Here is a 26,978-nt window from a genome sequence, read left to right on the forward strand (position 1 = left end):
CCACCAACGACGACGGCGCCGCGCACCTTCCGGTGCACGGCGCCGTTCGTCGTTGTATACGGCTTCTAGGCGTCAGGCGCCGGCCCGCAGACGCTCCACGTCCGCCAGCCGCGGATACGCGGCCTGGGTTCCCTTCTTCGTGGCGGCCAGGGCAGCAGCGACCGAAGCGAACGCCGCCGCCTCGGCCAGGTCCTCCCCTGCGGCTAGCCGTGCCGCGAGGGACCCGGTGAAGGCGTCGCCGGCGCCGGTGGTGTCCACGGCGTCAACCTTGGTGGGGGCGATCCGGGTGAAACGGCGCCCCTCCTCGGCATGCCCATCCAGCACGATGGAGCCTTCGGCGCCCAGGGTGACCACGACGCGGTCCAGCCCTTGCGCCGCAAACTGCAAGCGCACCTGCTCCCAGTCGGCAACGGCGGCATCGGCGCAGGGCATTTCGCCGCCGCCGAGGAACAGCGAAGCCTCGTGCGCGTTGACCAGCAGGACGTCGGTGAGTTCGGCCAGGCTTCTGGGCACGGGCGCATAAGGCGAGAGGTTGAGCAGCACTGTTGCTCCGGCGTCGTGCCCTGCTCGTGCTGTCGCCTCCACGACGTCCAGGCCGACCTCGAGGCAGAGGCAAACGACGGCGGCGCCATCGAAAACGTCGCCGGCTGCGGCGACATCATCCGGAACTACGGTGCCGTTGGCGCCGGGGGAAATGACGATGCTGTTTTCCCCCGCTGCGTCAACGGTGATGACCGCGACGCCGGTCTCGACGCCGGCGGCGCGGCGCACGCGGGAAACGTCGACGCCGGCCCCTGCCACGGAGGCCAGCAGCATGTCTCCGTTGGAGTCCTCGCCCACGGCGCCGATCAGGGCGACTTTGCCGCCGAGCCGACCAGCGGCCACGGCTTGGTTGGCGCTCTTGCCGCCCGGGTTCACGGTGAAGCCTTCGCCACGGAGGGTTTCGCCCGGGTTGGGCAGCCGCTCGGTGTAGATGGTCAGGTCCGCATTCAGTGAACCAACGACGACGATGCGTCCGGCCTGCGGACTCACTTTTCCACCTCGGCCTCAACGGGCTTGGGGATCAGCAGCGAGGCGGCGAAGGCCGCGACCGTGATGACCAGGCCGACCACAATCACCGTAAGGTAAGAGCCGCGGTCGCCCAGCGCCGAGGTGCCCACGAGCACTGCTGGCAGCACCAGGAAGCTCAGCCCGGCGCCGAGGTTGAAGGCTCCGGCGTTCATGCCCGGCAGGAAGCCGGGGTTGCCCGGGGGCGAGAGCACCACGCCGAGCCCGTTGAGCATGATGTTCGCGGTGCCGGCGTACATGATGCCGAGCAGCGCAGTGGCGGCGACCATCACCGGCAGGCTGTTCAAGCCGAACAGCGCAATGATCACCAGGGAGACGATGCTGCCGATCATGCCGATGCGCAGCACATTGGTGTAGCCCAGGACCGGGGCAAGCCGCCCGCTGATCGGGCCGAAGACCCAGCCCAGCAGCGCGTAGGGGGTCAGGATGAGCAACGCCGTTTCGGTGGGGCCGAGGCCGAAGCCGGGTGCGGCGGCCTGTACGTAGGCGGGGACAATCCCGTTGATCACCGCGAAGATGCCGGTCATGGTCAGGATTGTGGTCAGCAGCGGCGCCCACGTGGAGCGCTGGCGCAGATGGACAATCTCGACCATCGGCTCCCTCGTACGCTTTTCGGTGACCCAGAAGGCGGCGAACGCGGCGGCGGCGACGGCGATCAACACCAGCGAGAGGATCAGGGTTCCCGTGGAGAACGCGCCGACGAGCTTGGCGGCCTCGTTCAGCGCGGTGAGCAGGGCACCGACTGCGACAACAATAAAGACGACGCCGGTCCAGTCCATCCGCGTCCCGGCCTGCGGTTTGCTCTCGGGCGTCAGGACGGCGACAAGGATCGCGGCGAGCACGGCGAGCACCACCATGAACCAGAAGATGCTGCGGAAGCCGTAATGCTCGGCCATGTAGCCGCCGAGGAAGGCATCGACGCCGGCCACGCCGCCGTTGACCGCGAGGATAACGCCCATCAGCGTGCCGTACGTGCGCGGGTTCGGCACTGCGGTGCGCAGCATGATGAGGCACAGCGGCACGGTGGGGCCGCTGACGCCCTGGATGATCCGGCCCACGAAGAGCCACGTAACGTCCGGGGCCAGCGCCGCGATCACGGAGCCGACGGCCGTCAGCAGCATCATGCCGACGAGGATCCGCTTGCGGCCGACAATATCGCTCAGGCGGGGCAGGAACAGGGAGAACAGCGCGGCGGTGGTGAAGAACCAGGTCTGGGACAGGCCGATCGAGGCCTGGTCCGTCTGCAGTTCCTCGCCCATGGTGACCAGGGCGGGGCTGAGCATGGAGGCATTGAGCTGGAAGGCCACGCAGGCCGTCAGCAGGGCGACCATCAGGGCGGTGGTGCCGCCGCGGGTGGCCTTGGTGTCGTGGAGAACTGCGCTCATTTCGCTGCCTCCCCGGTGGTGACCGACGCCGCGGAGGCAGGCGCCGCCGTCGTCGTTGTGGTGGCGGTTCCCATTTCTACCTCGCCGATGCGGACCAGCGCATCGGTCACCAGGTTCCAGAACTTGGTGCGGTCCAGGTCCACGGCCACGGAGGTGTGGCAGTCGGCCGGCGCGGGGGCGCGGAAGTCGGCGACGGTCATGCCGAGGGTCAGCTTGCCCTGCAGTTCGATGTCGACCGGGACCTTGCGGGTGGTCATCACCGTGGGGTCGATGACGTAGGCGACGGCGCACGGATCGTGGACCGGCGGGTAGTCGAAGCCCTGTGCATCCTTGTACGTCTGGGCGAAGAAGTCCATCAGTTCGCGGACAAAGCGGGCCGGGCCGGTGCCGACGGCTTCGATTTGCTCGACCACGTCGGGGGTGGCCAGCGCCTGGTGCGTGAGGTCCAGTCCCACCATGACCAGGGGCCACTTCTCGTTGAAGACGATGTGGGCGGCCTCGGGGTCGATCATGATGTTGAATTCCGCCACGGCGGACCAGTTGCCCACGTGGTAGCCGCCGCCCATCAGCACGACTTCCTTGACCCGCTCGACGATGCGCGGCTCCTTGCGGGCGGCCATCGCGATGTTGGTCAGGCCGCCGGTCGGCACCAGGGTTACGGTGCCGGGTTCGTGCGCCATGATCGTGTCGATAATGAGATCAACGGCGTGCCGCGGGTCCAGTTCGATGGCGGACTCCGGCTGCGCGGGGCCGTCCATGCCGGACTCGCCGTGGATATCCGGCGCGGTTTCGATGGTGCGCACCAGCGGGCGGTCGCAGCCGGCGGCGAACGGGACACCGGTGATGCCGGCGATCGTCCCTACTGCCAGGGCGTTCTTGGTGACCTTTGCCAGGGTCTGGTTGCCGACAACGGTGGTCACGGCGAGCAGTTCGATGTTCGGGTTGCCGTGGGCCAGGAGCAGCGCCACGGCGTCGTCGTGCCCCGGATCGCAGTCCAGGATGATCTTCTTCGGTCCGGGCGTCGCGGAAGTGGCGTCCATGTTTTCTCTCCACGTCATCGGGGCCCCGCAGCGGGGAAATTGTCACAGCGAGTTTGACATCCCCTTCCGGTCCACGTCAAACGCTTGACGTGGCACGCGTCAAGCGCTTGATGCCTTGTTGCGCTTGATTACGCCTATCATGGGGCTCATGGATTCCGCCCGCCCTCCCCAACACCCGCCGCGCGTCGGTCGGCGAGTGACCGCGGCGATGGTGGCGGCACGCGCCGGCGTCTCCCCCGCGACGGTTTCGTTGGTGGCGAACGGCAAAACGCGCGGGCGGGTGTCCGCCGACAACATCTCCCGGGTCAGCCAGGCAATCGCCGAACTCGGATACGTGGTGGACAGCGTGGGCAGTTCGCTGGCCAAGGGCGTCAGCTCCATTGTGGTGCTGGTGGCGCCGGACATTTCCAACCCGTTCTTCGCCAAGGTCGTTACCGGCGTGCGCGAATCCCTCGGCGCGGACTTCCAGCTGCTGCTCTCCGTCACCGAAGCCGGCGAATTCCCCCGCGCGGATGACATCCGCCGGCTCCTCGCCCTGCGCCCGGCAGGCCTGCTGGTGGATGCCCCCGATGCCGCGTTCCTCGAGGACCTCTCCCCCACGGGCCCCTTGGTGCTGCTCGACGCGCCCGGGCTGGAGGCTTATGCGCCGTCCGTCAACCTCGACGTGGCCCACGGCGCCCGCGAACTCGCGGCGCACCTGGCCGCCTCCGGCCACCAGCGGGTGGCGTACCTGGACAGCGTGACCGGCACAGCCACCTTCACCATTCGCCGGACGGCCTTCCTGGAGGAAGCGGCCACTCGCGGGATGACCGCAGACCCGGCCCACCTGATCAGCACCACGATCGACGTCGGCGCGGCAGCCGACGCGTTTGCCGCCGCCTGGCCCCAGTGGCAGCAAGCGGGTGTCACCGCCATCGTCTGCGCCACCGATACCCACGCGTACGGCGTGCTGCAGCAAGCGCGCGTTGCCGGCGTGCGGATCCCGGACGAACTCGCCATCGCCGGCTTTGACGACCTGCCCTACTCCGCCACCAGCAACCCCGGCCTCACCACCGTCCACCTTCCCGCCGCCCGGCTGGGCCTCAAGGCCGGCGAACAGCTGCGCGGCCTGATCGAAGGCCGCGACCTCGAGCAACCCCAGCTCACCTTGGAGGCCTCGCTGATTGTGCGCGGCTCCACGGATCGGATCGCCGCCAACTAACAACGACGGCGCGGTCCGGGCCGTCGCGGCTACACCTTGCGCCAGTCGTGCCCGGTCACGGCCGCCCCGGCCTGCGGCCCCATCTGCAGCATGCCGCCGTCCACCACCCACGACGCCCCGGTGACGTAGCCGGCTTCGGCCGACGCGAGGAAGGCGATCACGGCTGCGACCTCGCGGGCGTCGCCGGGCCTTGCCAGCGGAATGCCCGGCCGGTCGATGCGGTGCGGGTCTTCGTCCTCGTTGCCGGTCATGGCGGTGGCGATCTCTCCCGGCGCGACGGAGTTGACCGTGATGCCGTGCCGGCCGAGCTCCAGCGCCATGTTCTTCACCAGGCCGCCGAGGCCGTGCTTCGCGGCGTCGTACGGGGCGGCCCCGATCATCGGCTGGTGCTCGTGCACGCTGGTCACGGCGATGATCCGGCCGCCGCGGCCGGCATCCGCCATCCGCCGGGCTGCCCGCTGCATGCACACGAACGCGCCGTCCAGGTCGGTGGCGACCACCCGGCGCCAGGTCTCGTAGTCCAGCTCCAGGAACGGCTCCGAGGCGCCCGTGCCGGAGTTGTTGACGAACACGTCCAGTCCGCCGAGCTGCTCCGCGAGCGAATCGACCACGTCGCCGCAGCCGGGCAGGTCCGTGGTGTCCAATTGGGCGACGGCGGCGCTGCGGCCGAGCGCGCGCACCTCCTGCGCGGTCTCTTCAGCCCCGCTTTCGTCCGAGTGCCAGGTGATCCCCACGTCCAGCCCTGCCCGGGCGAGCGCGACGGCGGTCGCCCGGCCGATCCCGGAGTCGGAACCGGTGACGATGGCGGTGCGCGGCGTGAAATTTTCCATGGGCCTATTGTGGCGAAGAACCGGCCGCTTGCCAGCCCCACCGGCCGCGCGGGCCGCTACGCGACGGTCATTTCGCCCATCAGGTCCCAGTCGTCGCCCTCGACCTGGCGGCTGATGATCCGCGGCGTTTCCTGCAGGTACTGCGGCTGCTCCTGCATGGCCTTCTTGAAGTGGTCGCTCTTCACATGTGCTTCGGCCGCGTCGTCCCGGAAGGCCTCGACCAGCACGTACTCATTGGGGTCCTCCACGCTGCGCGACCAGTCGAACCACAGGTTGCCCGGCTCGGCACGCGTCGCCTCGGTGAATTCGCGGACGAGTTCGGGGAAGTTATCGGCGTACTCGTCCTTGACCTTGAACTTGACCACAATGAAAATCACGCGGCATCAGCCTTTCTTCTGTTGGGGGTGTCTTTTCATCCTGTCATGTACCGCGCGGTCCGTCAGGTCAGGTGCGGCCAATCAGTTAGCGGCGGTGCCCGGCCTGCCCGCCGGCGAGCGCCTTGGCCGCGGCAATATAGCGCCGCGTGACCAGCCGCTGTGCGGCCTCCGCCACCGGTGCTCCTGCCCGGTAGAACCAGTTGGCATGCCGGCTGAACGCGAACACCTCGAAGACCACCCGCCCGCTCCCCTCCAGCACAGCCACAAAGCCTTCCTCCCCCGACTCCGGATGTCCAGGCAGGGTGCCGTAGCCGAAGCCCGTCCGGGTCGGCGTCCGTTCCGTCCACACCACGCGGCACGGGATGGCGAGCCGCAGCGGCCCGACGCCGAACCCGCACACCACCTCCGCGCCTTCGGCGGCCACCGGCCCCGTGGCATCGACCCGCAGCCCGGCCAGCCGATGCACTTCCCACCCCATCAGCCCCTCGGCCAGCCGGTGAAAAGCGTCTTCCCCCTCACCGACACCGACCCGCTCGTCGACGACCCGGTATCCCGGCGGCGAGGTGCGCTCCCGGCTCAACCCCACGCCGTCGTACGTCAGCGGAACCCCGCCCAGGTCCTCGGCCCTCACCGCTCAGCCCTGCCGCGCATCGTCGCCCCTGGCCAGGCCCATCCAGCCCAGCATCTCGCGGTCGCGGCGCGGCAGCGACGCCACCACCAGGTCGTAGGAGTCCTCGATCATGTCCCGCAGCATGTCGTCGGGCAGCCCGCCGTCGCAGCGCACGCCGTTCCAGTGCGTTTTGTTCATGTGATAGGCACCCGTGATCTCCGGATGCGCCGCGCGGAGCTGCTGCGCCAGCACCGGTTCGCACTTGAGGCTGATGCTCAGCCGCGGCGCCTGCAGGTCCGAGAGCGCGAACATCTTCGCCGCTCGGCCTGCCGCCCGGACCTTGAACACCGACGACTCGGGCCCAAACGGGAAGTCCTCGAACGCCCCGGGCAGGGACAGGCAGAATGCGCGCAGGGCGGTTGCGTCCATGGGCACGAGCCTACTGCTCCCGGCCCGCGCCGGTCACGGTTCTGCGGAGGTCGACGTGCCCACCCGGCCTCCGTGCCCCACGCGAGCCTCTCCCGCGCCGGTCACGGTTCTGCTGGATCGACGTGCCCACCCGGCCTCCGTGCCCCGCCCCACCCGAGCCTGGCCCGACGCCCCCTGGACCGCATCCCGCCCTAGTTCCGCCCGGTGCGCGGCGGCAACTTCGGTGGCAGGATGGTTTCACAGTTGTTTCACTGGGAACGACGGCGGGCTTCGGTGCCGCCGGCGGGTTTCGGAACGGGCGACGGCTCTGGAGAGGAGACCCATGTCAGACACCGGCAGGGAAGCGAAGCGGGCGGCCGGCAGGGCCAAGGACAAGACCGAGGTCGCCGCCAATTCCAAGGCGTTCGAGCGGGTGGCGCGGTTCGGTTACGTGGCCAGCGGCCTGCTGCACGTGCTGATCGGCGCTATCGCGCTCCGGCTCGCCTTCGGCGGAGGCGGCGAGGCGGACCAGACCGGGGCCGCCTCAAGCCTGGCGAAGACTCCGGGCGGGATGTTCCTGCTCTGGGCGGGCATGCTTGCCGCCGCCGCCCTGGCCTTGTGGCAGATCAGCGAGGCGGTGTTCGGCGGCCGCGGCCGGGAGGCAAAGAAGAGGTGGGGCTACCGGGCGAAGTCCGTGGGACTGGCCATCGCGTACACGGTGGTGGCGGTATCGTTCGGCAGCTTCGCGCTGGGTTCCGGCGCCGACAGCAGCCAGAGCTCCCAGGACGCCAGCACAAGGCTGATGCAGTGGCCCGGCGGTGCCGTTGTCCTGTTCCTGATTGGCGCCGTCATCATGGGCGCCGGCGTCTTTTACGTGTACAAGGGCCTGAAGAAGAAGTTCCTGGACGACCTCAAACGGCTCCCCAGGGGCAGCACCGGCACCGCCGTGACGTGGACCGGCGTCGTGGGTTATGCGGGCAAGGGGCTGGCACTGTTCGTGCTGGGGCTGCTGTTGGCGGTGGCCGCGGTGCAGCACGACCCGCAGGAGGTCAAGGGGTTGGACGGGGCGCTCAAGGCGCTGCGTGATCAGGCCTTCGGCCCGGCCGCACTCGCCGTCGTCGCCGTTGGCCTGATCTGTTACGGCCTCTACATGGGCGCCCGGGCGCGCTACGCGAAGATGTAGCGCGCCCGAGGCCAGGGTGTCGGCCCTACTCCGCGGAGACCGGCGTCAGCACGTCCTTGACCAGCGGATCCTCCGTGGTGCGCAGGTACTCCTCCAGCCGCGGATCCGAGAAGATCTCGGTCAGCTTCTTGCTCTCCGCGCTGTCCTTGAACTGGGTGCCGATCACCAGGCGAGAGGCGAAGGTCTTCGGCGCCGCAGGGAACAGGATGCCCTTGTCGCGGCCGATCTTGCCGGCGTCGAACTGGGATACGTAGCCGATCGCGGCATCGACTGAGTCGAGCATCCGCGGCATCGCCAGCAGGTCGGCTTCCTTTAACTGGAAGCCGCGCGGGTTGCCGGTAACGTCGCGGATCTTTGCTGTTCGCGGCTCCACCGCCGGATCCAGCTCCAGCAGTCCCTCGCGCTGCAGCAGCCACAGCGCCTGGCCCTGGTTGGCGGCGTCGTTGGGCAGCAGCAGCACGGCTCCGCGCGGCAGGTCTTCCACCGAGCCGTAGCGGGTTGAGTAGAGGCCAAAGCCCCACTGGTACAGCTCCACCGTCGGCGTCAATTCCAACCCGTTGGCGTCGGCGGACTGCTGCATGTACCACTGGTGCGCGAAGATGGTGGCGTGGAACTGCCCATCGGCCACCGCACGATTGGCCTGAACCGGATCCTGGAGGCCCACTGCCTCGATCTCCACGCCGTAGTCGGGGGCGATTTCCTCGGCGACGAACTTCAGGATCTTCTCCTCGCCCGCCATCGCCGGTTCAAAGTGGACTTTCAGCGGCGAGGTGACCTCGCTGCCGGATGCCGCGACGGCCGGCCGGGACTGCTGCTGCACCAGCAGCAGCCCCAGGACCAGTGCGACGACGGCGGCAAGGGCGGCAATGCTCCACGGCAGGGCGGTGGTCCGTTTGCGCAGAGTGAAGCCGTGGTCGTGGCCGGACCCGGCGGAAGAGGTGCTCATGATGTGATGCTCCTGTTGGTCGGTTGCTAAGGGCGCAGCAGCGCGCGGGAGATTCGGTCGCCGGCAAACTGCACCAGCTGCACCGTGATGATCAGGACAACGATGGTGGCCGCCATGACGTGGGTGTCGAACCGTTGGTAGCCGTAGGTGACGGCCAGGTAGCCGATGCCGCCGGCGCCGATGGTCCCTGCGATGGCCGAGTATTCGATCATCGAAATGGTGTTGAGCGTGACCGCAGACGTAAGGCCCGGCAGGGCCTCGCGCAGCTGCGTCTGCCGGATGATCTGCCCGGTGGAACTGCCCGTGACCAGCCCGACGGCCATGTTCTCGCGCGGCAGATCGTTGAGTGCGTTCTGCACCAGCCGGGCGAAAAACGGAATGCCGGCCAGAGTCATCGGGACCACGGCCGCCGCGATGCCGATGGTCGTTCCGGTGACCCACTTGGTCAGCGGGATGATGGCGGCCATCAGCACCAGGAACGGGAGCGAGCGGCCCATGTTGACGAGCCAGCTGAGCGTTCCGTGCAGGCGCGGCCGGGGGAACAGCCCGCGGCTGTCCGTGTTGTACAGCAGCACGCCCGTGGCGCCGCCGACCAGGATCACCATGACCATCACGATGCCGACCATCGCCCAGGTTTCGCCGTAGGCCGGCAGCAGCAGCGCGGGCAGGTCCGCCCAGGGCGTGTCCAGTCCGACGGCGGCGGTTTCTGCGGGCCTCATGCGCGCACCTCGATTTTCTCGTTCCTTGCATATCCATCCGCGTCCGTCGGCGGCGTTTCCGCCGCGGAATCGGCACGGTGGCGTGCCTCTGCGGTCAAGCCCAGGCCGGCCAAGTAGGCGCGGACCTCGGCCTCCGGGCGACCAGCAAGACCGATGTCGGCGCGGCCCAGCACCGCTTCACCATGGGCTTCCACCGAACCGCCGAGCAGCGCCACGCGCACGCCCAGGCCGGTGGACAGGCGGGTCATCCACTCCGGGTCCACCGGCCCGTGCCGATAGGAAACGGACAGCGCGTAGTCGAAGCCGGCCGGCAGCGGGAGGGCCCGGATTGGCAGCAGTTGGCGGCCGGCCGCGGAGGCCGGGTCGGCCACCAGGGCGCCGATCGGCCCGTATTCCGCGACGCGGCCGCCGGAGAGAACGGCCACCTGATCGGCGACGTGGCGCACCACGTCCATCTCATGGGTGATCAGGATGACCGACAACCCCAGTTCGTTGCGCACGTCGTCCAGCAGGTCCAGGATCTGCTGGGTGGACTCCGGGTCCAGGCCCGACGTCGATTCGTCGGAGAGCAGGATCCGGGGGCGAAGTGCCAGCGCCCGGGCAATGCCGACCCGTTGCTTTTGGCCGCCGGACAGTTGGCCCGGGTAGGCGTTGGCCTTGTGCAGCAGGCCCACCCGGTCCAGCAGTTCGGCCACGCGGTCCTCCATCTGAGCGTGCACCACGCCGAGGTTTCGCAGCGGCAGCGCCACGTTCTCCGCCACCGTCATCCGGCGCAGCAGGGCCGAGTGTTGGAAGATCGTGCCGATGGCGCGGCGTTCGCCGCGCAATGCCTGCCCGGACAGGGCGGAGAGGTCGCGGCCGTCCACCAGCACCTGGCCGGAGGTCGGTTTTTCCAACAGGGAAATGCAGTGGGAGAGAGTCGTCTTGCCGGCGCCGGAAGGGCCGACGACGGCGGTGATCGCCCCCTGCTCGATGGTCAGGTCGATGCCCTTGAGCACCTCGACCGTCCCGTGGCGAGTGTCGTAGCTCTTGTGCAGATTGCGGATTTCAATCATTGCGGGCCGTCCGCGGCATATCTTTTCATGCTGCTCCTGAAGGTCAGGGAGCCCCGGGCACAGCCGATCACGGCGCGCAGGCATGGCGCGGCCGGTTCGGGCCCGGCCCGGGTTCTCCATCGGTTCTGGCGTTAGCACCGTGCGGCAGTTGCCGGGGTTGCTGCGGCGTCATCGAGCCAGATCTCTCGGCCGCTCTAGATGGTTCTTGCCGACGGCGGTGCCCGCCCTCTGAAGGGGAGACGCACCGCCGTCGTTGTTCAGATGGTTCTGCCGGGGCCTACGCCCGGTGGGCCAGCGCGTTCTGCAGGCGGAAGCCGGCGGCCCGGTGGTTCTCCGGCAGCTTGTCGCCGCGGCCGAAGAGCTTGTTGCGCAGGGTCCCCGGCGCGTACTCCGTGGGGTAGGCGCCCAGCTTCTGCAGTTCCGGCACGACGAATTCCACGATGTCCTCGAAGGTGCCCGGGGTGATCGCGTAGGCCAGGTTGAACCCGTCCACGTCGGTCTCGTCGACCCACTCCACGAGCTTGGCGGCTACCTCTTCGCCGGAGCCGACGGTGATCGGGCCGAAACCGCCGACGCCGACCCATTCGGCGAGCTGGCGGATGGTCCACGGCTTGCCGCTGTCGCCGGAGGCCTTCTGGAAGGTCTCCACGGAGGACTGGATGGCGTTGGACTTCACGTTTTCGCCAATCACGTCATCCGGGCCGTAGGTGGAAAGATCCACGCCCATCCAGCCGGAGATCAGCGCCAGCGCCCCGTTGATGTCTGCGTAGGACTTGTAGTCCTCGAATTTGGCCTGCGCGGCGGCGGCGTCCGGTCCGGTCACCACGGTCTGCATCGCGTAGATGCGGACGTCGTAGCGGTCGCGTCCGGCCGCCTCCACGGCGTCGCGGATCTTCTTCACCGATGCGGCCAGCATCTCCTTGGTCGGGCAGGTCACGAACACCGCCTCGGCGTTCCCGGCGGCGAACTCGGTGCCGCGCTTGGAGGCCCCGGCCTGGAAGATGACCGGGGTGCGCTGCGGGCTCGGCTCGGTGATCGCGATGCCGGGAACCTTGAAGTACTTGCCCTCGTGCTGGATCTCGTGGACCTTCGCCGGGTCGGTGAAGACGCCGGTCTCCACGTCCTTGACCACGGCGTCGTCCTCCCACGAGCCCTCGAGCAGCTTGTAGATGACCTCGAGGTATTCGTCCGCGTGGTTGTAGCGCTCGTCGTGCTCCAGCTGGTCTTCCTGGCCCATGTTGCGCGCCGCCGAGGGCAGGTAACCGGTAACCACGTTCCAGCCGACCCGCCCGTTGGTCAGGTGGTCCAGCGTGGCCAGGCGGCGGGCGAACGGGTAGGGGTGCTCGTAGGCGGTGCCGGCGGTGACGCCGAAGCCGAGGTTTTCGGTCACCGCGGCCATCGCCGAGACCAGCATGAACGGATCGTTCACCGGGACCTGCGTGCCGGCGCGCAGCGTGGTCTCGTTGGAGGACCCGAAGACGTCGTAGGTGCCGAGCACGTCGGCGATGAACAGGCCATCGAACAGGCCCTTCTCCAGCACCTTGGCCAGGTGGGTCCAGTAGCCGATGGTGTTGTAGTTGGCGGACTTGTCCTGCGGGTGGCGCCACAGTCCGGGCGACTGATGGCCCACGCAGTTCATGTCGAAGGCGTTGAAGCGAACTTGGCGCCGGGGGTTGGGCTGGGGGTTGTTTACGGTCATGTCAGGCTCCTTTTCTGATGAGAAGAGCCCGCGCCGGCCCTCCGTCGGGCATGCGGCTGCCAACGGAAGACCAACGAGAGATCGAGCTTCTCCATCGGTCCTGGCGGTAGCACCTTCCTCAGGGAGGGGGTTGCTGCGGCGTCAACAAGCCAGGTCTCTCGGCCGCTCTGGATGGGTACCCCTCCATTGGACACCCGCGGCGCCCGGGAGGGAAATGTCCCGCGTCACGCGGGGTAAGAATTACGACGCGTTACGCCGGGTATAAATCACGACGCCGGGGCGCCCTCCCTCACGCGGGGTAGGAATTACGACGCCGGGGCGGAGCCGGCTTTGGCCTGCGGACGCTTCCATCCCGCCACCGCTCCGGCCCCCAGGCAGACAAGAATCAGGACGACGACGGCGATGGCCAGCGGCACACTGTTGCCGACCAGGGTGGGCAGGTTCTGCAGGATCAGGCCCAGGATGGCCAGCAGCCCGAGGAGTCCGAGAGCCGGGGCGACCGAGCGCTTCCAGTCGCGGGCCGGTGCGCCCTGCCGGCGGAAGAAAACCAGCACCGCGATGCTGGTGACCGTCATCAGCACCACCACGCCCAGGGAGGCGAAACCGGCAAACCAGGTGTAGAACTGCACGATGGGGTCCCAGCCGGCCACCACCGCGGCCAGCAGGAACAGGGCCACCACTCCGGTCGCAGCGGCCGACGCCAGATGTGGCGAGTGGTGCCGCGTGTGCGTGCCGGCCAGCTTGGCGGGGAAAATGCCTTGCCCGGCGATCTGGAAGAAATAGCGTGAGCTGATGTTGTGCAGGGACAGAATGCAGGCGAACAGGCTGCTGGCCAGCAGTACCTGGATGACGTGGCTGCCCGCGGTTCCGAGGTAGAGCGCGGTAGTCTCCGAGAGCAAGGTGCCGGGCGCGTCCGTGGCCTTTTGGACGATGCCCTCGTCGCCCCACACGCTGATCAGCAGCCAGCTGGAGAGCGCGTAGAAGCCGCCCACCACGATGAGGGCTACATAGGTGGCGCGCGGAATCGTCTTGTCCGGGTCCCGTGCCTCGTCGCGAAACACGGCGGTGGCCTCGAAGCCAATGAAACTCAGGATGGCGAACAACAGCGCGATGCCGGGCGCCCCGGACAGCACGGTCGACGGAGTGACGAACCCGGTGGACAGGCCCTCGCGACCGCCGCCGCCAAAAATTACGGCAGCGTCCAAAACCAGCACGATCAGCACCTCGGCGACCAGCAGTACCCCCAGCACCTTGCCGGAGAGCTCGATGTTGCGGTGGCCCAGCCAGGCGACGGCGGCCAGGGCGGCAGCGGCCCATGCCCACCATGGCAGTGCCGGCCCGCCGTAGGCGCGCACCACTTCGTCGACGGCCGGCGCCAGCAGGCCGTAGACGCCGGCTTCCAGCGCGAGGTAGGAGAGCAGGGCCACGAAGGCCGCCCCCAGGCCCGCCCTGCGGCCGAGGCCTTTGTCGACGTAGCTGAAGAACGCGCCGGCCGTTGGCACGTGCGGTGTCATGGTGGTGAAGCCGACGGCAAACAACAGCAGGATGGCCATGGCCAGCAGGTAGATGAAGGGAAGGCCGGCGCCGTTGCCGCTGACGATGGCCAGCGGGACGGTTCCGCCGATGACGCCCAGTGGCGACGCGGCGGCCAGCACGATGAGCACGATGCTGGCGACGCCCAGCCGGCCGGAGAGCCGTGGAGCACCGGCATTGGCGGCCGCGGCGGTCTCGGGTGCGGCGAGGGTTGGGTTATTGACGGATACGGACATAGTTGGCTTCTTCCTAGAGGGCCGCGGAGCGGGTGGCTTGGCTGTTTGGACGGGCGCCGTCGCTCTGTGGCTGACGCGTGACGTCGATGTGTGACTGGCTGGCGCCGTCGCTCTGTGGCTGACGCGCGGCGTCGGCATTGGCCTCGCCAATCGTCCAGACGTACGGGGGCTCGGCGCCGTTGACTTCCCAGTCGCCGACGATCCGCGCCTTGTAGATGAACGGGTTGTGGGTGGCGACCGTGCGGGCGTTGCGCCAGTGCCGGTCCAGTGCCTTGCCGGTGCTGGTGGAGGAGGCGCCGAGCGCGTTGAAGAGGGCGCCCGCGGCGTCCGGGACCAAGGCGCTGAGCCCAATCTGCGCCCGGCCAGAGTCCAGTTCGACGGCGATGTTGGCCGCCTTCTCGGCATCGGCGCCTGACTGCCGCGAGGCGAAGACGCGGTCCAGGCTGCGGGCAACGCCGAGGGTGGTTGCCTTCGCGGCATAGGAAGTGGCGCTGATTTCGCCGACCACTTGGAGGACCTGCGCGTCGTGCCGGACCAGCGGGGCGTTTCCGTGGCCGAACACCCGCTTGCGGTCCCGCACGTTCTCTGCGGCTTCGCTGGTGACGGCCTGGGCGACGCCGGCCAGGGTCACCAGCAGGATGTGCTGGTAGAGCGCCGTCTGGTACGGGAAGCGGTCGGCGAAGGCGGACACGTTGGCCGGGTCCACCACCGCGTCGGTAAACACGGTGGTGCCGCTGCCGGTGAGCCGCTGGCCGAAACCGTCCCAGTCGTCGAAGGTTTCCACGCCCGGCGTCTTGGTAGAGATGATCACCGAGACATCGGAGCCGTCCGGGCGCTTGGCGGTGACATCGATCCAGTCCGCGAAGATGGTGCCGGTGGTGTAGAACTTGCGGCCGTTCAGCAGCAGCTTGCCGCCGGTCTCGGACAGCACGGTGGCGGTTCCCCCGGCGCCAGGTTCGGTCCAGGCGTTGCCGGCCAGTTGGCCGGACGCGAAGCGCCGCAGCCAGGCGCCGCGGTCCGAGGTGCGGCCGTGGTGGTACAGGTTCTCCTCCACCAAGGCGATGTGCGAGCGCAGCGCCTGCGGAATGTTGCTGTCCGCGGCGGCGAGCTCGATCAGGAGCCGGGTGAACTCTTCCCAGTCCAGCCCGTCGCCGCCGAACTCGGCCGGAATCCGGGCGGCGCCGAAGCCGGCGTCCTTCAGCCAGCCGATCTGTTCAAACGGCAGCTCGCGGGTGAGCTCGCGGCTTAACGCCCCGGCGGCGATGCGCGCGAAGATCGGACGGTATTTGGCGGCCGCGGCGTCGAAGGCCGTGGCGAGGTTGTCGAGTGTTTCAGTCATGGTGGTTCTCCTGGAGGTCCGGCCGTGAGGGCGTCAGATGGGGCGCCCGGGTTGGGGGCAGCGGTGATGGGCCCGCGGATGGCGGGCAGTCATGAGGCGACCCGCGGGCTGCGGGCAGGGTGGGCGGCGTCCTGCTCCGCTCAGGTGTAGAGCGAAATCGGCTGGACGTCGCCGAGCAGGTAGTTGGCGCCGACCTCGACCTTCTTGTAGTCGACCGGGTCGTGCAGGGTGTGCGTGCGGATGTTGCGCCAGAAAATGTCCAGCCCGACCTCGGTTTTCGCGGAGGACGAGCCGGTGGTCTCGAAGATGCGGTTCGCCACGTCCACCCCCACCTCGGTGGACACGACCTTGAGCCTCGCAATCTCGAGCGCGAGGTCCGCCCGGGCTTCCGCGCTCAGCTGCGCGCCGGCGGCGATAACAGCGTCGAACCTGGCGTTCGTCCGGTCGGCCAGGGCCTCCACCGCGGCAACCCGCGACACCAGCTCGCCGTAGACCCGCTGGGTCAGCGGGTCCTGGGCATACGTCTCCTGCGTGCTGAGGAACCAGGAGTTCCGGCGCGCCAGCGTGATCCGGCGTCCGCGGTCCAGCGCCCCCTGCGCGATGCCCAGGTAGAGGTTGCCGAAGGCAAGCTGGATGTACGGGGTAACCAGCGTGGAGAAAGGCTCCTCCCCTACCTCGCCGATGATGTCCGCTTCGGTGACCTGCACGCCGTCGTACTTCACCGAACCACTGGCCGAGAGCCGCTGGCCGAGCGCATCCCAGTCCCCGAGGTATCCGATGCCCGTTCGGTCATGCTCCAGCGCGAGGGCCAGGAACTTGCCCCGCTCGGGTCCGGCCGCGATCACGGCATTGACCAGAATGGCGTCGCCGACGGAAGCGCCGGTGGAGAAGTGCTTGGTGCCGTTCAGCCGGAAGCCGTCGCCGTCGGGAACCAGTTCCAGATTCGGGTCCACCGGGTTCACGGAGTCGCCCCAGGACCAGCGGCCCCGCGCGGAGCGGCGGAGCAGTCGTTCCTGGACCTGCGCATCACCGTAGAACACGACGGCGCCCAGGTTGGCGTAGTGGTAACCGAGTATTTGCGCAATCGACGCGTCCGTGCGGGCCAGGATGCGCACGGCGTGCAGCGCGCTCTCCCAGTGCCCGCCCTCGCCGCCCCATTCGGCCGGGATAATCAGGTTGAGCAGGCCCGAGTTGCGCAGCAGCTCCACCTCGGCGTGCGGGTCGGCGTTGCGTCGGTCGCGCTCCAGCACGTCCGCGGCCAGCGCGGCGGCAACGCCTTCGGCTACTTGCTGCCATCGGGCCAGTTCCTCGGCGGTAGCCTGTCCGGCCCACGGGGCTCGGCGGGTTTGCGGGTTGTTGGCGGTCACGACGGCGGTCATGTTGGCTCCTCACGGCGGGGCTCCCATCCGGCGGCGCAGCAACCGTCACGGTTGGGGCGCAGCCCGGAGGGGGCCGTACTTGCCGGGCACGGTGTTGTGCGCGGCCGGATCCTCATCTGGGGCACCCCGCTACGGGAGAGGGTTGCCGCCCAACCAGCCAGAGCTTGTCGTTGGGACTCTTGATCTCGGAGTCGAGTATGCCGGGGCCGCTCCGGCGCAGGGAAGCACATGACAGGCCATGACATTCTGCTGCCGTTTGTTACGGAAACCGCTTCTGATGACGACGAGGGCCCGTCGCCCCAGCCGGCTCCGGGGGCTGGGGCCGGCAGGCTTCCGCCCGGCGCATTGAGCCGTGCGCATTCCTCTGCGCGGCTGTCCCCTACTGGCCTGGTTACGAGGGGACTACCGTGGAGGTGCACTGCCAATATGGCCGGGCCGGGACGGGCACCGTCCGCTGGCCGTCGTACGGGAGGTTCATCATGAAGGCATGGCAATTTGTCGGCACGAAGAAGCCGCTGGAGCTTAATGAGGTTCAGGAACCCCACGCTGGCCCCGGTGAAGTGGTCGTCGACGTCAAGGCGTCGGGGGTCTGTCACTCGGACGTCTCGACGCTCGATGATCCGGGATGGATGGCGCTGTTCCAGCACGGCCTGCCCCGCACCATGGGCCATGAATCCGCTGGCGTTATCAGCGAGGTCGGCGAGGGCATGGACCATTGGAAGATTGGCGACCGCGTAGGCCTCTCTCCGGTGATGTCGGACGGGGACGCATTGGGTTACGGGAAGTGGGATGGAGGCTTCGCCGCCAAGCTTCGCGCGACCGACGACAATCTCGTCGCCCTGCCCGACGAAGTGCCGTTCGACCTCGGCGCGATGGCGACCGACGCCGGCTTGACCGCCTACCATGCCATGATGGCGGTCGGCGGGGCGAAGAACGGCATGAAGGTCGGTGTCATCGGCCTGGGCGGACTGGGCTACATCGGTGCACGCTGTGCCGCGTTGGTCGGCGCCGAGGTGTACGGCGCCGAGGTCAATCCGGAAACCCAGAAACTGGCCGACGAGATCGGATTGGCTGGCGTCGGCGCCTCGATCGAAGAGTTCAAGGACAAGAACCTGGAGCTGATCGTGGACTACGCCGGCTTCGGCACCACGACCTCGGCCGCCATCGAAACCCTCGCTGAGTTCGGCACCTTGGTTCAGGTGGGCATGGGCCGGTTGGAATCGACCATCAATACCTACCCGATCATCATCAACCAGCTCTCCATCAGGGGCTCAAAGTCCGGTACCAAGGAGGATCTTGCCGGCATCTACGAGCTTATGAAGAGTGGCCAGCTCAAACCACCCATGAACCACATCAAGCATGCCGACATTCCCGGCGCAATCGACAAGCTTCGCGAGGGAGGTGTCGTCGGCCGCTTCATTGCTGTGTACGAGTGATGCGGGGACTCGAGGCGGCCGTCCGAAGGCGGGGCAGGGCTGACCGCAGCCCGTGAGCGGCTGTTATAAACCGAAGCGCGGGGCCTCGATGGCCGGGCAGGTATCCATGACGACGTCCAGCCCGGCCGCCTTGGCCTTTTCCGCGGCGGCTTCGTCGATCACGCCCAGCTGGAGCCACACCGCCTTGGCACCGACTTCGATGGCCTGGTCCACCACCGGGCCGACCTTCTGCGAGTTCACGAAGCAGTCCACCACGTCGATCTCGCCGGGAATGTCCCCGAGCTTTTGGTAACCGGTCAGGCCGAGGACGTCGTCGCCCTGCAGGTTGACGGGGACGACTTCCATGTCCAGCTGGTCCATCAGGTACCGGGAGATGCGCATGGCCACCCGGTGCGGGTTCGTGGACAGGCCGACGACGGCCCAGCGGCCGGGGGTTTCCAGCAGCCGCCGGACGACTTCAGGGTCATTCTGGTGTGCCATGGCTCGACCCTACCCGCGACTCTTCGGCACCGGAACCGCCGCTGGCCCTCTCCCCCTCAGCCGCCCTCATCGAGGAGTCGGCAGGCGCCCTCAAACCGTCGGTTTAAGGGCGTCAGCTGAACAGTCGATGGTTTGGGGCTAGCCGGCCAACCGGGCCGCCGCTGCGTCGGCGTGCTCCGCCACCCAGTTCCCCACCAGTTCCAGCACTTCAGCGTCCACGGGCTCGCGGATCTGGCGCTTGTAGTCGGAGAGGGTCGGAACCTTCGGGTCGCGGCGCAGCAGGTGCGACAGGTCCTCGATCTTCCTCGTGGTCACCGGGCCGGGGACGGTGGCCGCGATGATGTCCAGGTCGGCCGGGTCCACCTGTACGTCCTTGGTGCCCGTGATGGCCAGCACCGGCATGTGCAGGCGCTCCAAGTTCGGAACGGGGTCGAAGTCGAGGAACTCCCGATGCCAGAGCGCATTGATCTTACGGCCCTGCATGCGCACCACGTCCTCGGTGGTGGCCCGAAGTTTTTCCACCGACTTCGCCTGCACCTTAACCAGGTCCTGGCGGAAAAGCTTCAGCAGCAAGCGCGGGAAGGCGGGCAGCGAGTCGCTGATCTGGGCCGTCTGCCACCTGCCTGTCTCAAAGCCTGTCTGCGCCGAGGCTGAAAGCAGCACAGCCCCGTCCACCCGGGTACCGGGCTCTGCCGCCACGGCCGCCGCGTGGTAGCTGCCTTCGCTGTGGCCGACCAGGAATACCGGGAGGCCCGCGGCCTTCCGGGCGGCCATCCAGCGGAGGGCGGCCGCGGCGTCGTCGCTGTTCTGACGGAAGCCGGCCGCCCAGAAGGATCCTTCCGAGTCGCCGGTACCGCGCTTGTCGTAGCGCAGCGACGCGATGCCGTGGTTGGCAAGCGCCATCGCCAGGTCACGGCTGATGCCCAACGGCATCCGTTTGTGGTCGGCATTGCGGTCGATCGGTCCCGAGCCCGGCAGGATCAGCGCGGCGCCGCGGACCGTTCCGGCCGGTTCAGCCCAGGTTCCCGTCAGCTGAACGGTCCCGGACGGGAAGCTGACCACTTCTTCGGTGAACGCCTGACCGGCGGGCAGGCCGGCGGCCTTCCGGATCCGGGCCGCAACATCCTCGGCATCGGGAAGCGACACGACCACCCGGGCGTACTTTTGCCCGTCCAGGTCAAGCTGAACTGCCGGGGTGCCGCGGCGGGCGACGGCGAGGGTCTTGCCGCGGCCGCGCCACGTTCCCACCCGAGTCCGTCCCGGGATCGCAAGCCCGGGAGCCCGCAGGCCGTGGACGCCGTCGAACGCATCCGCGAGCACCCGGACGGAGGTCACCGCGGACAGCGGGAATCGCTGGTCGCCGAGCAGCCCCGCAACTTTCTCGAATCGATCCAGCTCCAGCAGAACCTCCTTGTTCTCCACCACTATCGCCGCCACCGCGCCTCCCTTCGGGTCGTTTATTGCTCGTGTCTTGGTCGTTTGGTCGCCCACTTGGTTACCGGACAGTACGATTATTATCAGTTGTAGGAACAATGTCAATTGTGAGAACGTTGAGCCATGTCCTCCTCACAGAGCGCCGATCTGATCCTGCACCCCGTACGCCTGCGGATCGTCCAGACGCTGCTGGGCAACCGTGAGCTGACCACGGCGGAGATCTCCGCCGAACTCCCCGACATTCCCACCGCGACGCTTTACCGGCACATCGGCGCGCTCTCCAAGGCCGGCGTGCTGGCGGTGGCCCAGGAGAGACCGGTTCGCGGCACCACCGAACGTACCTTTCGACTGGACGTAGCCAGGAGTTCAGTGGCCGAGGACGATCTGGCGTCCATGACGGCAGATGACCACCGGCGCGGCTTCATGGCCTTTGCGGCCGGGCTGCTGGGTGCCTTCGACCAATACATCTCCGGGGGGAATCCGGACTTCGTGCGCGACGGGGCCGGTTACCGGCAGACCGCCCTCTGGATGACGGACGAAGAGTTCGAGGATTTCACCTCCGCCATCAGGGCTGCCGCAGAGAAGGTGGCGGCCAACGGCCCGGAAGAGGGGCGGCACCGCCGCTTGTTCTCCACGGTCCTCATCCCGGCGGATCCGCCCGCCTGACTGACCGCCCCGCCGGGCCCGCGCCGGGAGCAACGTCCACATCGGCGGCCCATGGGCGGGAGGAGGCGGCGACGCCGGCGACTGGTTATGAAGGGAGGCAGCGACGCCGGCGACTCCCTCACGAACGGAGGCATCGCCGTCGTGATGACCCGAGAGGGCGGGGCGTTACGCGTCCCAACAGAGGCAGAAGGGGTGTCCGGCGGGGTCGGCGTACACCTGGAACCCCGAGGCGGCCGCCGGGTCATCGGCCGGCTTCAGCAGCTTGGCGCCCAAGGACGTCGCCTGTTCATGTGCGGCCGCGAGATCGTCTATGTAGAGGTCCAGGTGGATTTGCTGCGGCGTCCCGTCCGGCCAGCCGGGCGGAGTGTGGTTGGGTGCAAACTGGAATCCCAGCCGCGATTCGCCGTCCACCATCACCGTGTGCCAGTCGTCTTCGGCCTCGACCGTTCCGTCGAGGAGGCCGGCCCAGAACGTGCTCTCCGCCGCGAGGTCGGCGGCGTCGAACACGATGATTTGTCTGCTGATTTTCATGCGGTCATCCTGCCACCGCGCCGGAGTTGCGTCCATGGTTAGCGGGGATGCGCCTGTTTCCCCGGCGGGTTCCCCGACGAGTGGTTCGCGTCTTTGTTACGGCGGATGGTCATTCCGCCTTTGTTACGGGTCATTATTACGGGCAGTTTGCCGGGAGCCCCGCCCGTGCCGTTTAGTTGGTGGTGACCATCCCGAGCGGCCGAGAGACCTGGATCGACGACGCCGCAGCAACCCTGGTCATCGGAAGCCCACCCAGGCTGCCGGTGATAACGAGGTGACAAGCCACGGGTACGGCCGGCGATTGCCGGGCCGCACGGCTTGATCCGTAGGGTGCTACTGCCAGGATCGATGGAGTGATCCCATGACTGCAGTACTGTCGTCGTCCCGCCACGCGGCTCCCGTTGCCGCTGCACCCGCGGCCCGTTCCGACTCCGCGCTTGCTGTTTCCTTTCGCGCCCTGAACCGCACCTTCGGCACGGGAGCACAGGCCCACACCGTGCTGCGCGACGTGAACTTCGAGGTCCGTCCCGGCGAGGTGCTGGCCATCCTGGGCCCGTCAGGCTGCGGCAAGTCCACCTTGCTCCGCGCCGCCGCCGGCCTCGACGCGCCCAGCGCCGGCGCGGTGGAAATCGACGGAACGCCGGTCCAGGGCATCGACTCCCGCTGCGCCGTCGCGTTCCAGGAACCCCGGCTGCTGCCGTGGCACACCCTGCAGGCCAACGTGGCCATCGGCCTGCCCAAGAGCTCCAGCGCCAAGCAGGGCAAGTCCAAGGTCGCCCGGCTGCTGGACCTGGTCGGGCTGGCCACCTTCGCCAAGCACCGGCCGCGCGAGGTCTCCGGCGGCATGGCCCAGCGGGCATCCCTGGCCCGGGCCCTGGCCCGCAATCCGGGCGTGCTGCTGCTGGACGAACCGTTCGGCGCGCTGGACGCGCTGACCCGGATCAAGATGCAGGACCTGCTGCTCGATATCCACGCGGCGGAACCCACCACCGTGTTGCTGGTGACCCACGACGTGGACGAGGCCCTGCAACTGGCGGACAGGATCATCGTGCTTGGCACGGAAGAGGGCCGCGAGGACGACGGCGCCACGATCGTGCGCACCGTCGACGTTCCCGGCAGCCGCCCGCGGGACCGCGGTTCGGTCGAGTTGGCCCGAATGCGCCGCTCGCTCCTCGAAAGCCTCGGCGTCGACGGCCATTAGGGCCGCCCTCGCCACCCACAAATCACGCAATGCCCGGGCCGTTCGCGCCCGAAAGTCATCCGTAGCGGAATTTCTCCTGTTCCGCACCCCATCCAAAGGAACCACCATGTCTCTTGCTCTTGCCAGCCGATTCTCCCGCCGCCCGCTCCTCGGCGCTGCCGCCGTTGCCGCCACCGCCTCGCTGGCCCTGACCGGCTGCGTTGCCGGTGAGGATTCCGAAGCCACCGCGGCCCAAGGCGGCGGCGATGGCGTGCTCAACATCGACTTCGCCACCTACAACCCGCTGAGCCTGGTCATCAAGGAAAAGGGCTGGCTGGAGGCCACCTTGGCCGACGACGGCGTCGAGGTGAACTGGGTGCAGTCGGCCGGTTCCAACAAGGCCAACGAGGCGCTGCGCTCCGGAGCGGTCGACGTCGGCTCCACCGCCGGTTCCGCGGCGCTGCTGGCCCGTGCCAACGGCTCGCCGATCAAGACCATCAGCCTCTACTCGCAGCCGGAATGGGCCGCCCTCGTGGCGCTGCCCGACTCCGGCATCGAGTCCGTCGAGGACCTCAAGGGCAAGTCCGTGGCCGCCACCAAGGGCACCGACCCCTACTTCTTCCTGCTCCAGTCGCTGGAAGAGGCCGGCCTCTCCGCCGACGACGTCACCGTGGAAAACCTGCAGCACGCCGACGGCCTGACCGCGCTGAAGCAGGGCTCGGTCGATGCCTGGTCCGGCCTGGATCCGATCATGGCCGGCGCCGAACAGGACGGCGCCGAACTGTTCTACCGGAACCTGGACTTCAACACCTACGGCTTCCTGAACGCCACTGAGTCCTTCCTGCAGGAGGAGCCGGAACTCGCGCAGGCCGTAGTGAACGCGTACGAGAAGGCCCGCGCCTGGGCCGCCGAAAATCCCGAGGAAACGGCACAGATCCTCGCCGACGTCGCCGGCTTGGACCTCGAGGTCGCCACCAAGGTGATCACCGAGCGCAGCAACCTGGACGTTGAGGCGGCCCCGGGCGAGAAGCAGCGCGCCGTGCTGGCGAAGGTCGGTCCGGCATTCGTCGAGACCGGCGACGTGAAGAGCCAGGCCGACATCGACGAGGCCCTCGCCACCCTGCTCGACGATTCGCTGGTGAAGCAGGCCGATCCGTCGGCCATCAAGGAATCCTGATGACGCACCTCGGTAATCCCGGCGCCTCCGGCGCCAGCGTTTACGCCACCGGCCAGGAAGGCCTCGCGGCCACCGGCGTCCTCAAAACCGCGGGCGCGCCCCGGCCGGAACAGGACGGCCCCTCAACCGAGCGCTTCCCCGCCCACGGATGGTCCCCGACCGGGGTGCTCGGCAACGGCTGGGCCCGCCTGCTCCTTGGCCTGCTGCTGCCCGCCGCCCTGCTCGCCGCCTGGCAGTGGAGCACCTCCGCCGGCCTGTTCAGCTCGGTCCAGCTGCCCGCCCCTGCGGCGGTCGTCGAGGCCGCCGTCGACCTGATCCAGCGCGGCGAACTGGCGCAGCACGTGGCCATCTCCACGCAGCGCGTGCTGCTCGGCTTCGCTTTTGGCGCCGCCCTCGGCCTGGTCTTCGGCGCGCTGATCGGGCTGTCCAGGGTTGCCGATGTGCTGCTCTCCCCTACCATCGGGGCGCTGCGCGCGGTGCCGTCGCTGGCGTGGGTGCCGTTGCTCATCCTGTGGATGAAGATCGGCGAGGACTCCAAGGTCACGCTGATCCTGATCGGCGCGTTCTTCCCCGTGTTCACCACCGTCTCGCTGGCGCTGCGCCACGTGGACAAGAACCTGGTGGAGGCCGGCCGCGCGTTCGGGCTCAAGGGCGTGAAGCTGCTGACCACCGTGCAGCTGCCGGCCGTGGTGCCCGCCGTGTTCTCCGGGCTGCGGCTGGCCTTGGCCCAGGCCTGGCTGTTCCTGGTGGCGGCGGAACTGATCGCCTCCTCCATGGGCCTGGGCTTCCTGCTCACGGATTCGCAGAACAACGGCCGCACCGACCGGCTGCTGCTGGCCATCGTCCTGTTGGCCATCATCGGCAAGATCACCGACGCGCTCCTAGGAGTCGCGGAGAAATGGGCAGTCAAGAGATGGGCATAGAAGTAGCCGAAACCGCCGGCGGCCGCCGCGCCGCCGGGAGCACCGCCGTCGTCGGTCAGGAAGGGCCGGCGCCGTACCTCGACCGGGTAACCGAATGGCCGGAGCCGCAGACCGAGGCCGAGCGGATTGAGTTCTGGGAGCGCGCGGCGGCCCGGCTTCTGTGGGCCGAGCCGTGGCACACTGCGCACTCCGTGACCCCGGCGGACAGCGCCGCGCGGCGGGGACCCGAGCTGCGCTGGTTCGACGGCGGCACGCTGAACGCCGCGGTCAACTGCGCCGACCGTCACGTCGAAGCCGGCTTGGGCGACAAGGTAGCGCTGCACTTCGAGGGCGAGCCCGGCGACCGCCGGACGGTGACCTACCGCGAGCTTCAGGAGCTGGTCTCGCAGGCCGCCAACGCGCTGCTGGCGCTGGGCGTCGGCAAGGGCGACCGCGTGGTCATCTACCTGCCGGTGCTGGTGGAAACCGTCGTGATCACGCTGGCCTGCGCGCGGATCGGGGCGGTGCATTCGCTGGTCTTCGGCGGCTTTTCCGCGGAGGCCCTGAAGTTCCGGGTGGAGGACACCCGCGCCAAACTCCTGGTCACCACCGACGGCCAGTACCGCCGGGGCACCGCCGTCCCGGTCAAGGCCAACGCGGATGCGGCGGTTTCCGGCGAGAACGCGATCGAACACGTGCTGGTGATCAACCGCACCGGCCACACGGACATCAACTGGGTGGAAGGCCGCGACGTGTGGTGGCACGACGTCGTCGAGACCCAGCCGCGCGTCCACGAGGCCGAGGCGTTCGACGCCGAGACGCCGCTGTTCATCATGTACACCTCGGGCACCACCGGCCAGCCCAAGGGCCTGGTCCACACGACCGGCGGCTACCTGACCCAGGCCTCGTTCAGCCACTCGTACCTGTTCAGCAACCCGGACCCGGACGCGCGCGAGGACGACGTGCACTGGTGCACCGCTGACCTGGCCTGGGTCACCGCGCACACCTACGAGATCTACGGGCCGCTGAGCAACGGCGTCACGCAGGTGATCTACGAGGGCGTGCCGAACGCCCCGCACCCCGGCCGGCACTTCGAGGTCATCGAGCGCTACGGCGTGACCAGTTACTACACGGCGCCCACGCTGGTCCGGTCGCTGATGGGCTGGTTCCCCGACGGCATTCCGGCCGAGTACGACCTCAGTTCCATCCGCCTGTGCGGCACGGTGGGCGAGGCCGTGAACCCGGAGGCCTGGCGCTGGCTGCGCACCCAAGTGGGGCGGGATTCGCTGGTCGCCGGGGACCCCTCGTCGGGCGTGCCGATGGTGGATACCTGGTGGCAGTCGGAGACCGGGGCCACTGTGCTCTCGCCGCGCCAGACCGATGCGTCCTTCAAGCCCGGCTGCGCCACCCGCGCCCTGCCGGGGCTGGCCACGGATATCGTGGACGACGGCGGCGCCCGGGTGGGTGCCGGCGAGCAGGGCAACATTGTGGTCACCAGGACCGGGCCGGCGATGGCGCGGACCGTGTGGGGCAACCCGGAGCGCTACTTCACGTCCTACTGGGAAAAGTACGCGGCGCAGGGCTGGTTCCTGGCCGGCGACGGCGCCCGCTTCGACGCCGACGGCGACACCTGGATCCTGGGCCGGACCGACGACGTCATCAACATCTCGGGGCACCGGCTGTCCACGATCGAGATCGAGTCCGCGCTGGTCTCACATCCGGCGGTGGTTGAGGCCGGCGTCTGCCCGACCTACGACGCCAAAACGGGACACGCGGCCACGGCTTTCGTGGTGCCGCGCGACAAGTCGCTGATCGGGACGAGGGTTGCGGGGCTGACGGCCGCAGCGCAGGCCCCTGAGCAGCCGGAGGCCGGTCCGGCCTCCGGAACGGCGACGGCCGCGCAGGCCGCGGAAACTACGAAGCAGGCCGCGGCAATTGCGGCCTTGCGGGACCACGTTGCCACGCAGATCGGGCCTATCGCCAAGCCCCGCGACGTGGTGTTCGTCCCCGACGTGCCCAAGACCCGCAGCGGCAAGATCATGCGCCGGCTGCTGACCCAGTTGTTCGAGGGGACGGAGCTGGGCGACACGACCAGCCTGCAGAACGAGCCGTGCATCGCCCAGATTAAGGCCATCTGCGACGCACGCTAAACTTCTCCGCCTTC

The 26,978-nt window shown here is 68.5% G+C and carries 25 protein-coding genes and 3 riboswitches; of the genes, 8 read left to right on the plus strand and 17 right to left on the minus strand.

Annotation, left to right across the window (positions count from 1 at the left end):
- Positions 1 to 72 precede the first annotated feature (72 nt).
- The 3 genes from AC5RVG_RS07025 to uriH are packed head-to-tail and all read right to left on the minus strand — an operon-like array spanning position 73 to position 3,493.
- Positions 73 to 1,032 (minus strand): ribokinase, encoded by a 960-nt coding sequence (locus tag AC5RVG_RS07025; RefSeq protein WP_494013274.1) that lies wholly within the window; start codon positions 1,030 to 1,032, stop codon positions 73 to 75.
- Positions 1,029 to 2,453 (minus strand): uridine transporter UriT, encoded by a 1,425-nt coding sequence (gene uriT, locus AC5RVG_RS07030; protein ID WP_494013275.1) that lies wholly within the window; start codon positions 2,451 to 2,453, stop codon positions 1,029 to 1,031. The genes AC5RVG_RS07025 and uriT overlap by 4 nt, the downstream gene beginning before the upstream one ends.
- The gene (gene uriH / locus AC5RVG_RS07035; RefSeq protein ID WP_494013276.1) at positions 2,450 to 3,493 is read right to left on the minus strand and encodes a uridine-preferring nucleoside hydrolase UriH; all 1,044 of its coding nucleotides are present in this window, start codon (positions 3,491 to 3,493) and stop codon (positions 2,450 to 2,452) included. Before uriH ends, uriT begins: the two co-directional genes overlap by 4 nt.
- A 208-nt stretch (positions 3,494 to 3,701) precedes the next feature.
- On the opposite strand from uriH, the gene AC5RVG_RS07040 reads away from it, so the two are divergent.
- On the plus strand, positions 3,702 to 4,694 hold the full coding sequence (locus tag AC5RVG_RS07040; protein ID WP_494013762.1) for a LacI family DNA-binding transcriptional regulator: 993 nt from the start codon (positions 3,702 to 3,704) through the stop codon (positions 4,692 to 4,694).
- Between the two features lie 29 nt (positions 4,695 to 4,723).
- Here the strand turns inward: AC5RVG_RS07040 and AC5RVG_RS07045 are convergent, their stop codons facing one another.
- From AC5RVG_RS07045 to AC5RVG_RS07060, 4 genes are all read right to left on the minus strand, one after another.
- Complete coding sequence (locus tag AC5RVG_RS07045) at positions 4,724 to 5,524, minus strand: SDR family oxidoreductase (protein ID WP_494013277.1); 801 nt, start codon at positions 5,522 to 5,524, stop codon at positions 4,724 to 4,726.
- A gap of 56 nt (positions 5,525 to 5,580) precedes the next feature.
- Positions 5,581 to 5,901: a putative quinol monooxygenase gene (locus tag AC5RVG_RS07050; protein ID WP_494002047.1), complete on the minus strand. Its 321-nt coding sequence runs from the start codon at positions 5,899 to 5,901 to the stop codon at positions 5,581 to 5,583.
- 85 nt (positions 5,902 to 5,986) lie between these two features.
- Positions 5,987 to 6,532, minus strand: coding sequence for a DUF1990 domain-containing protein (locus AC5RVG_RS07055; protein ID WP_494013278.1), 546 nt, complete (start codon positions 6,530 to 6,532; stop codon positions 5,987 to 5,989).
- A gap of 3 nt (positions 6,533 to 6,535) precedes the next feature.
- Complete coding sequence (locus AC5RVG_RS07060) at positions 6,536 to 6,940, minus strand: MmcQ/YjbR family DNA-binding protein (RefSeq protein ID WP_494013279.1); 405 nt, start codon at positions 6,938 to 6,940, stop codon at positions 6,536 to 6,538.
- 322 nt (positions 6,941 to 7,262) lie between these two features.
- Here AC5RVG_RS07060 and AC5RVG_RS07065 point away from each other — a divergent pair, with 322 nt between their 5' ends.
- Complete coding sequence (locus AC5RVG_RS07065; RefSeq protein ID WP_494013280.1) at positions 7,263 to 8,102, plus strand: DUF1206 domain-containing protein; 840 nt, start codon at positions 7,263 to 7,265, stop codon at positions 8,100 to 8,102.
- 25 nt (positions 8,103 to 8,127) lie between these two features.
- Here AC5RVG_RS07065 and AC5RVG_RS07070 read toward each other — a convergent pair whose 3' ends face one another.
- From AC5RVG_RS07070 to AC5RVG_RS07100, 7 genes are all read right to left on the minus strand, one after another.
- Positions 8,128 to 9,048, minus strand: coding sequence for a MetQ/NlpA family ABC transporter substrate-binding protein (locus tag AC5RVG_RS07070; RefSeq protein ID WP_494013281.1), 921 nt, complete (start codon positions 9,046 to 9,048; stop codon positions 8,128 to 8,130).
- A gap of 26 nt (positions 9,049 to 9,074) precedes the next feature.
- Positions 9,075 to 9,767: a methionine ABC transporter permease gene (locus AC5RVG_RS07075; protein WP_494013282.1), complete on the minus strand. Its 693-nt coding sequence runs from the start codon at positions 9,765 to 9,767 to the stop codon at positions 9,075 to 9,077.
- Complete coding sequence (locus AC5RVG_RS07080) at positions 9,764 to 10,822, minus strand: methionine ABC transporter ATP-binding protein (RefSeq protein WP_494013283.1); 1,059 nt, start codon at positions 10,820 to 10,822, stop codon at positions 9,764 to 9,766. Before AC5RVG_RS07080 ends, AC5RVG_RS07075 begins: the two co-directional genes overlap by 4 nt.
- Positions 10,823 to 10,935: 113 nt before the next feature.
- Positions 10,936 to 11,027, minus strand: a riboswitch (SAM riboswitch).
- Positions 11,028 to 11,099: 72 nt separating this feature from the next.
- Entirely contained in the window at positions 11,100 to 12,521 is a 1,422-nt protein-coding gene (locus AC5RVG_RS07085; RefSeq protein WP_494013284.1) for an LLM class flavin-dependent oxidoreductase, read from the minus strand.
- 88 nt (positions 12,522 to 12,609) lie between these two features.
- Positions 12,610 to 12,699: riboswitch (SAM riboswitch) on the minus strand.
- Between the two features lie 127 nt (positions 12,700 to 12,826).
- Positions 12,827 to 14,290: an APC family permease gene (locus tag AC5RVG_RS07090; RefSeq protein ID WP_494013285.1), complete on the minus strand. Its 1,464-nt coding sequence runs from the start codon at positions 14,288 to 14,290 to the stop codon at positions 12,827 to 12,829.
- Between the two features lie 13 nt (positions 14,291 to 14,303).
- The gene (locus AC5RVG_RS07095) at positions 14,304 to 15,629 is read right to left on the minus strand and encodes an acyl-CoA dehydrogenase family protein (RefSeq protein ID WP_494013286.1); all 1,326 of its coding nucleotides are present in this window, start codon (positions 15,627 to 15,629) and stop codon (positions 14,304 to 14,306) included.
- A 140-nt stretch (positions 15,630 to 15,769) separates the two neighbouring features.
- Positions 15,770 to 17,008 carry an acyl-CoA dehydrogenase family protein gene (locus tag AC5RVG_RS07100; RefSeq protein ID WP_494013287.1) on the minus strand — a complete coding sequence of 413 codons (1,239 nt, stop codon included), beginning with the start codon at positions 17,006 to 17,008 and terminating at the stop codon, positions 15,770 to 15,772.
- Positions 17,009 to 17,078: 70 nt separating this feature from the next.
- Positions 17,079 to 17,193, minus strand: a riboswitch (SAM riboswitch).
- Between the two features lie 294 nt (positions 17,194 to 17,487).
- On the opposite strand from AC5RVG_RS07100, the gene AC5RVG_RS07105 reads away from it, so the two are divergent.
- Positions 17,488 to 18,444, plus strand: a complete 957-nt coding sequence (locus tag AC5RVG_RS07105) for a zinc-binding dehydrogenase (RefSeq protein ID WP_494013288.1) — start codon at positions 17,488 to 17,490, stop codon at positions 18,442 to 18,444.
- Positions 18,445 to 18,507: 63 nt separating this feature from the next.
- Here the strand turns inward: AC5RVG_RS07105 and AC5RVG_RS07110 are convergent, their stop codons facing one another.
- The gene (locus AC5RVG_RS07110) at positions 18,508 to 18,924 is read right to left on the minus strand and encodes a CoA-binding protein (RefSeq protein ID WP_494013289.1); all 417 of its coding nucleotides are present in this window, start codon (positions 18,922 to 18,924) and stop codon (positions 18,508 to 18,510) included.
- 138 nt (positions 18,925 to 19,062) lie between these two features.
- The gene (locus AC5RVG_RS07115) at positions 19,063 to 20,415 is read right to left on the minus strand and encodes an alpha/beta hydrolase (protein WP_494013290.1); all 1,353 of its coding nucleotides are present in this window, start codon (positions 20,413 to 20,415) and stop codon (positions 19,063 to 19,065) included.
- A 66-nt stretch (positions 20,416 to 20,481) separates the two neighbouring features.
- Here AC5RVG_RS07115 and AC5RVG_RS07120 point away from each other — a divergent pair, with 66 nt between their 5' ends.
- The gene (locus AC5RVG_RS07120; protein WP_494013291.1) at positions 20,482 to 21,024 is read left to right on the plus strand and encodes a helix-turn-helix domain-containing protein; all 543 of its coding nucleotides are present in this window, start codon (positions 20,482 to 20,484) and stop codon (positions 21,022 to 21,024) included.
- 165 nt (positions 21,025 to 21,189) lie between these two features.
- Here AC5RVG_RS07120 and AC5RVG_RS07125 read toward each other — a convergent pair whose 3' ends face one another.
- Positions 21,190 to 21,555, minus strand: coding sequence for a VOC family protein (locus AC5RVG_RS07125; RefSeq protein ID WP_494013292.1), 366 nt, complete (start codon positions 21,553 to 21,555; stop codon positions 21,190 to 21,192).
- 361 nt (positions 21,556 to 21,916) lie between these two features.
- On the opposite strand from AC5RVG_RS07125, the gene AC5RVG_RS07130 reads away from it, so the two are divergent.
- From AC5RVG_RS07130 to AC5RVG_RS07145, 4 genes are all read left to right on the plus strand, one after another.
- Entirely contained in the window at positions 21,917 to 22,756 is an 840-nt protein-coding gene (locus AC5RVG_RS07130) for an ABC transporter ATP-binding protein (protein WP_494013293.1), read from the plus strand.
- A 106-nt stretch (positions 22,757 to 22,862) separates the two neighbouring features.
- Positions 22,863 to 23,912, plus strand: coding sequence for an aliphatic sulfonate ABC transporter substrate-binding protein (locus tag AC5RVG_RS07135; protein ID WP_494013294.1), 1,050 nt, complete (start codon positions 22,863 to 22,865; stop codon positions 23,910 to 23,912).
- Complete coding sequence (locus tag AC5RVG_RS07140; protein ID WP_494013295.1) at positions 23,912 to 24,835, plus strand: ABC transporter permease; 924 nt, start codon at positions 23,912 to 23,914, stop codon at positions 24,833 to 24,835. Before AC5RVG_RS07135 ends, AC5RVG_RS07140 begins: the two co-directional genes overlap by 1 nt.
- The gene (locus AC5RVG_RS07145) at positions 24,811 to 26,964 is read left to right on the plus strand and encodes an acetate--CoA ligase (protein WP_494013296.1); all 2,154 of its coding nucleotides are present in this window, start codon (positions 24,811 to 24,813) and stop codon (positions 26,962 to 26,964) included. The genes AC5RVG_RS07140 and AC5RVG_RS07145 overlap by 25 nt, the downstream gene beginning before the upstream one ends.
- Positions 26,965 to 26,978: the final 14 nt, after the last annotated feature.

The sequence above is a fragment of the Arthrobacter senegalensis genome (assembly GCF_059091765.1).

What these genes read in the sequence shown, in the direction of transcription:
- AC5RVG_RS07135 (WP_494013294.1), top strand. Translation starts at nt 22,863, where the DNA reads ATGTCTCTTGCTCTTGCCAGCCGATTCTCCCGCCGCCCGCTCCTCGGC.
- uriT (WP_494013275.1), bottom strand. Translation starts at nt 2,453, where the DNA reads ATGAGCGCAGTTCTCCACGACACCAAGGCCACCCGCGGCGGCACCACC.
- AC5RVG_RS07090 (WP_494013285.1), bottom strand. Translation starts at nt 14,290, where the DNA reads ATGTCCGTATCCGTCAATAACCCAACCCTCGCCGCACCCGAGACCGCC.
- AC5RVG_RS07120 (WP_494013291.1), top strand. Translation starts at nt 20,482, where the DNA reads ATGTCCTCCTCACAGAGCGCCGATCTGATCCTGCACCCCGTACGCCTG.
- AC5RVG_RS07100 (WP_494013287.1), bottom strand. Translation starts at nt 17,008, where the DNA reads ATGACCGCCGTCGTGACCGCCAACAACCCGCAAACCCGCCGAGCCCCG.
- AC5RVG_RS07105 (WP_494013288.1), top strand. Translation starts at nt 17,488, where the DNA reads ATGAAGGCATGGCAATTTGTCGGCACGAAGAAGCCGCTGGAGCTTAAT.
- AC5RVG_RS07130 (WP_494013293.1), top strand. Translation starts at nt 21,917, where the DNA reads ATGACTGCAGTACTGTCGTCGTCCCGCCACGCGGCTCCCGTTGCCGCT.
- uriH (WP_494013276.1), bottom strand. Translation starts at nt 3,493, where the DNA reads ATGGACGCCACTTCCGCGACGCCCGGACCGAAGAAGATCATCCTGGAC.
- AC5RVG_RS07095 (WP_494013286.1), bottom strand. Translation starts at nt 15,629, where the DNA reads ATGACTGAAACACTCGACAACCTCGCCACGGCCTTCGACGCCGCGGCC.
- AC5RVG_RS07065 (WP_494013280.1), top strand. Translation starts at nt 7,263, where the DNA reads ATGTCAGACACCGGCAGGGAAGCGAAGCGGGCGGCCGGCAGGGCCAAG.
- AC5RVG_RS07145 (WP_494013296.1), top strand. Translation starts at nt 24,811, where the DNA reads ATGGGCAGTCAAGAGATGGGCATAGAAGTAGCCGAAACCGCCGGCGGC.
- AC5RVG_RS07080 (WP_494013283.1), bottom strand. Translation starts at nt 10,822, where the DNA reads ATGATTGAAATCCGCAATCTGCACAAGAGCTACGACACTCGCCACGGG.
- AC5RVG_RS07140 (WP_494013295.1), top strand. Translation starts at nt 23,912, where the DNA reads ATGACGCACCTCGGTAATCCCGGCGCCTCCGGCGCCAGCGTTTACGCC.
- AC5RVG_RS07045 (WP_494013277.1), bottom strand. Translation starts at nt 5,524, where the DNA reads ATGGAAAATTTCACGCCGCGCACCGCCATCGTCACCGGTTCCGACTCC.
- AC5RVG_RS07125 (WP_494013292.1), bottom strand. Translation starts at nt 21,555, where the DNA reads ATGAAAATCAGCAGACAAATCATCGTGTTCGACGCCGCCGACCTCGCG.
- AC5RVG_RS07075 (WP_494013282.1), bottom strand. Translation starts at nt 9,767, where the DNA reads ATGAGGCCCGCAGAAACCGCCGCCGTCGGACTGGACACGCCCTGGGCG.
- AC5RVG_RS07110 (WP_494013289.1), bottom strand. Translation starts at nt 18,924, where the DNA reads ATGGCACACCAGAATGACCCTGAAGTCGTCCGGCGGCTGCTGGAAACC.
- AC5RVG_RS07060 (WP_494013279.1), bottom strand. Translation starts at nt 6,940, where the DNA reads ATGGACGCAACCGCCCTGCGCGCATTCTGCCTGTCCCTGCCCGGGGCG.
- AC5RVG_RS07070 (WP_494013281.1), bottom strand. Translation starts at nt 9,048, where the DNA reads ATGAGCACCTCTTCCGCCGGGTCCGGCCACGACCACGGCTTCACTCTG.
- AC5RVG_RS07085 (WP_494013284.1), bottom strand. Translation starts at nt 12,521, where the DNA reads ATGACCGTAAACAACCCCCAGCCCAACCCCCGGCGCCAAGTTCGCTTC.
- AC5RVG_RS07040 (WP_494013762.1), top strand. Translation starts at nt 3,702, where the DNA reads ATGGTGGCGGCACGCGCCGGCGTCTCCCCCGCGACGGTTTCGTTGGTG.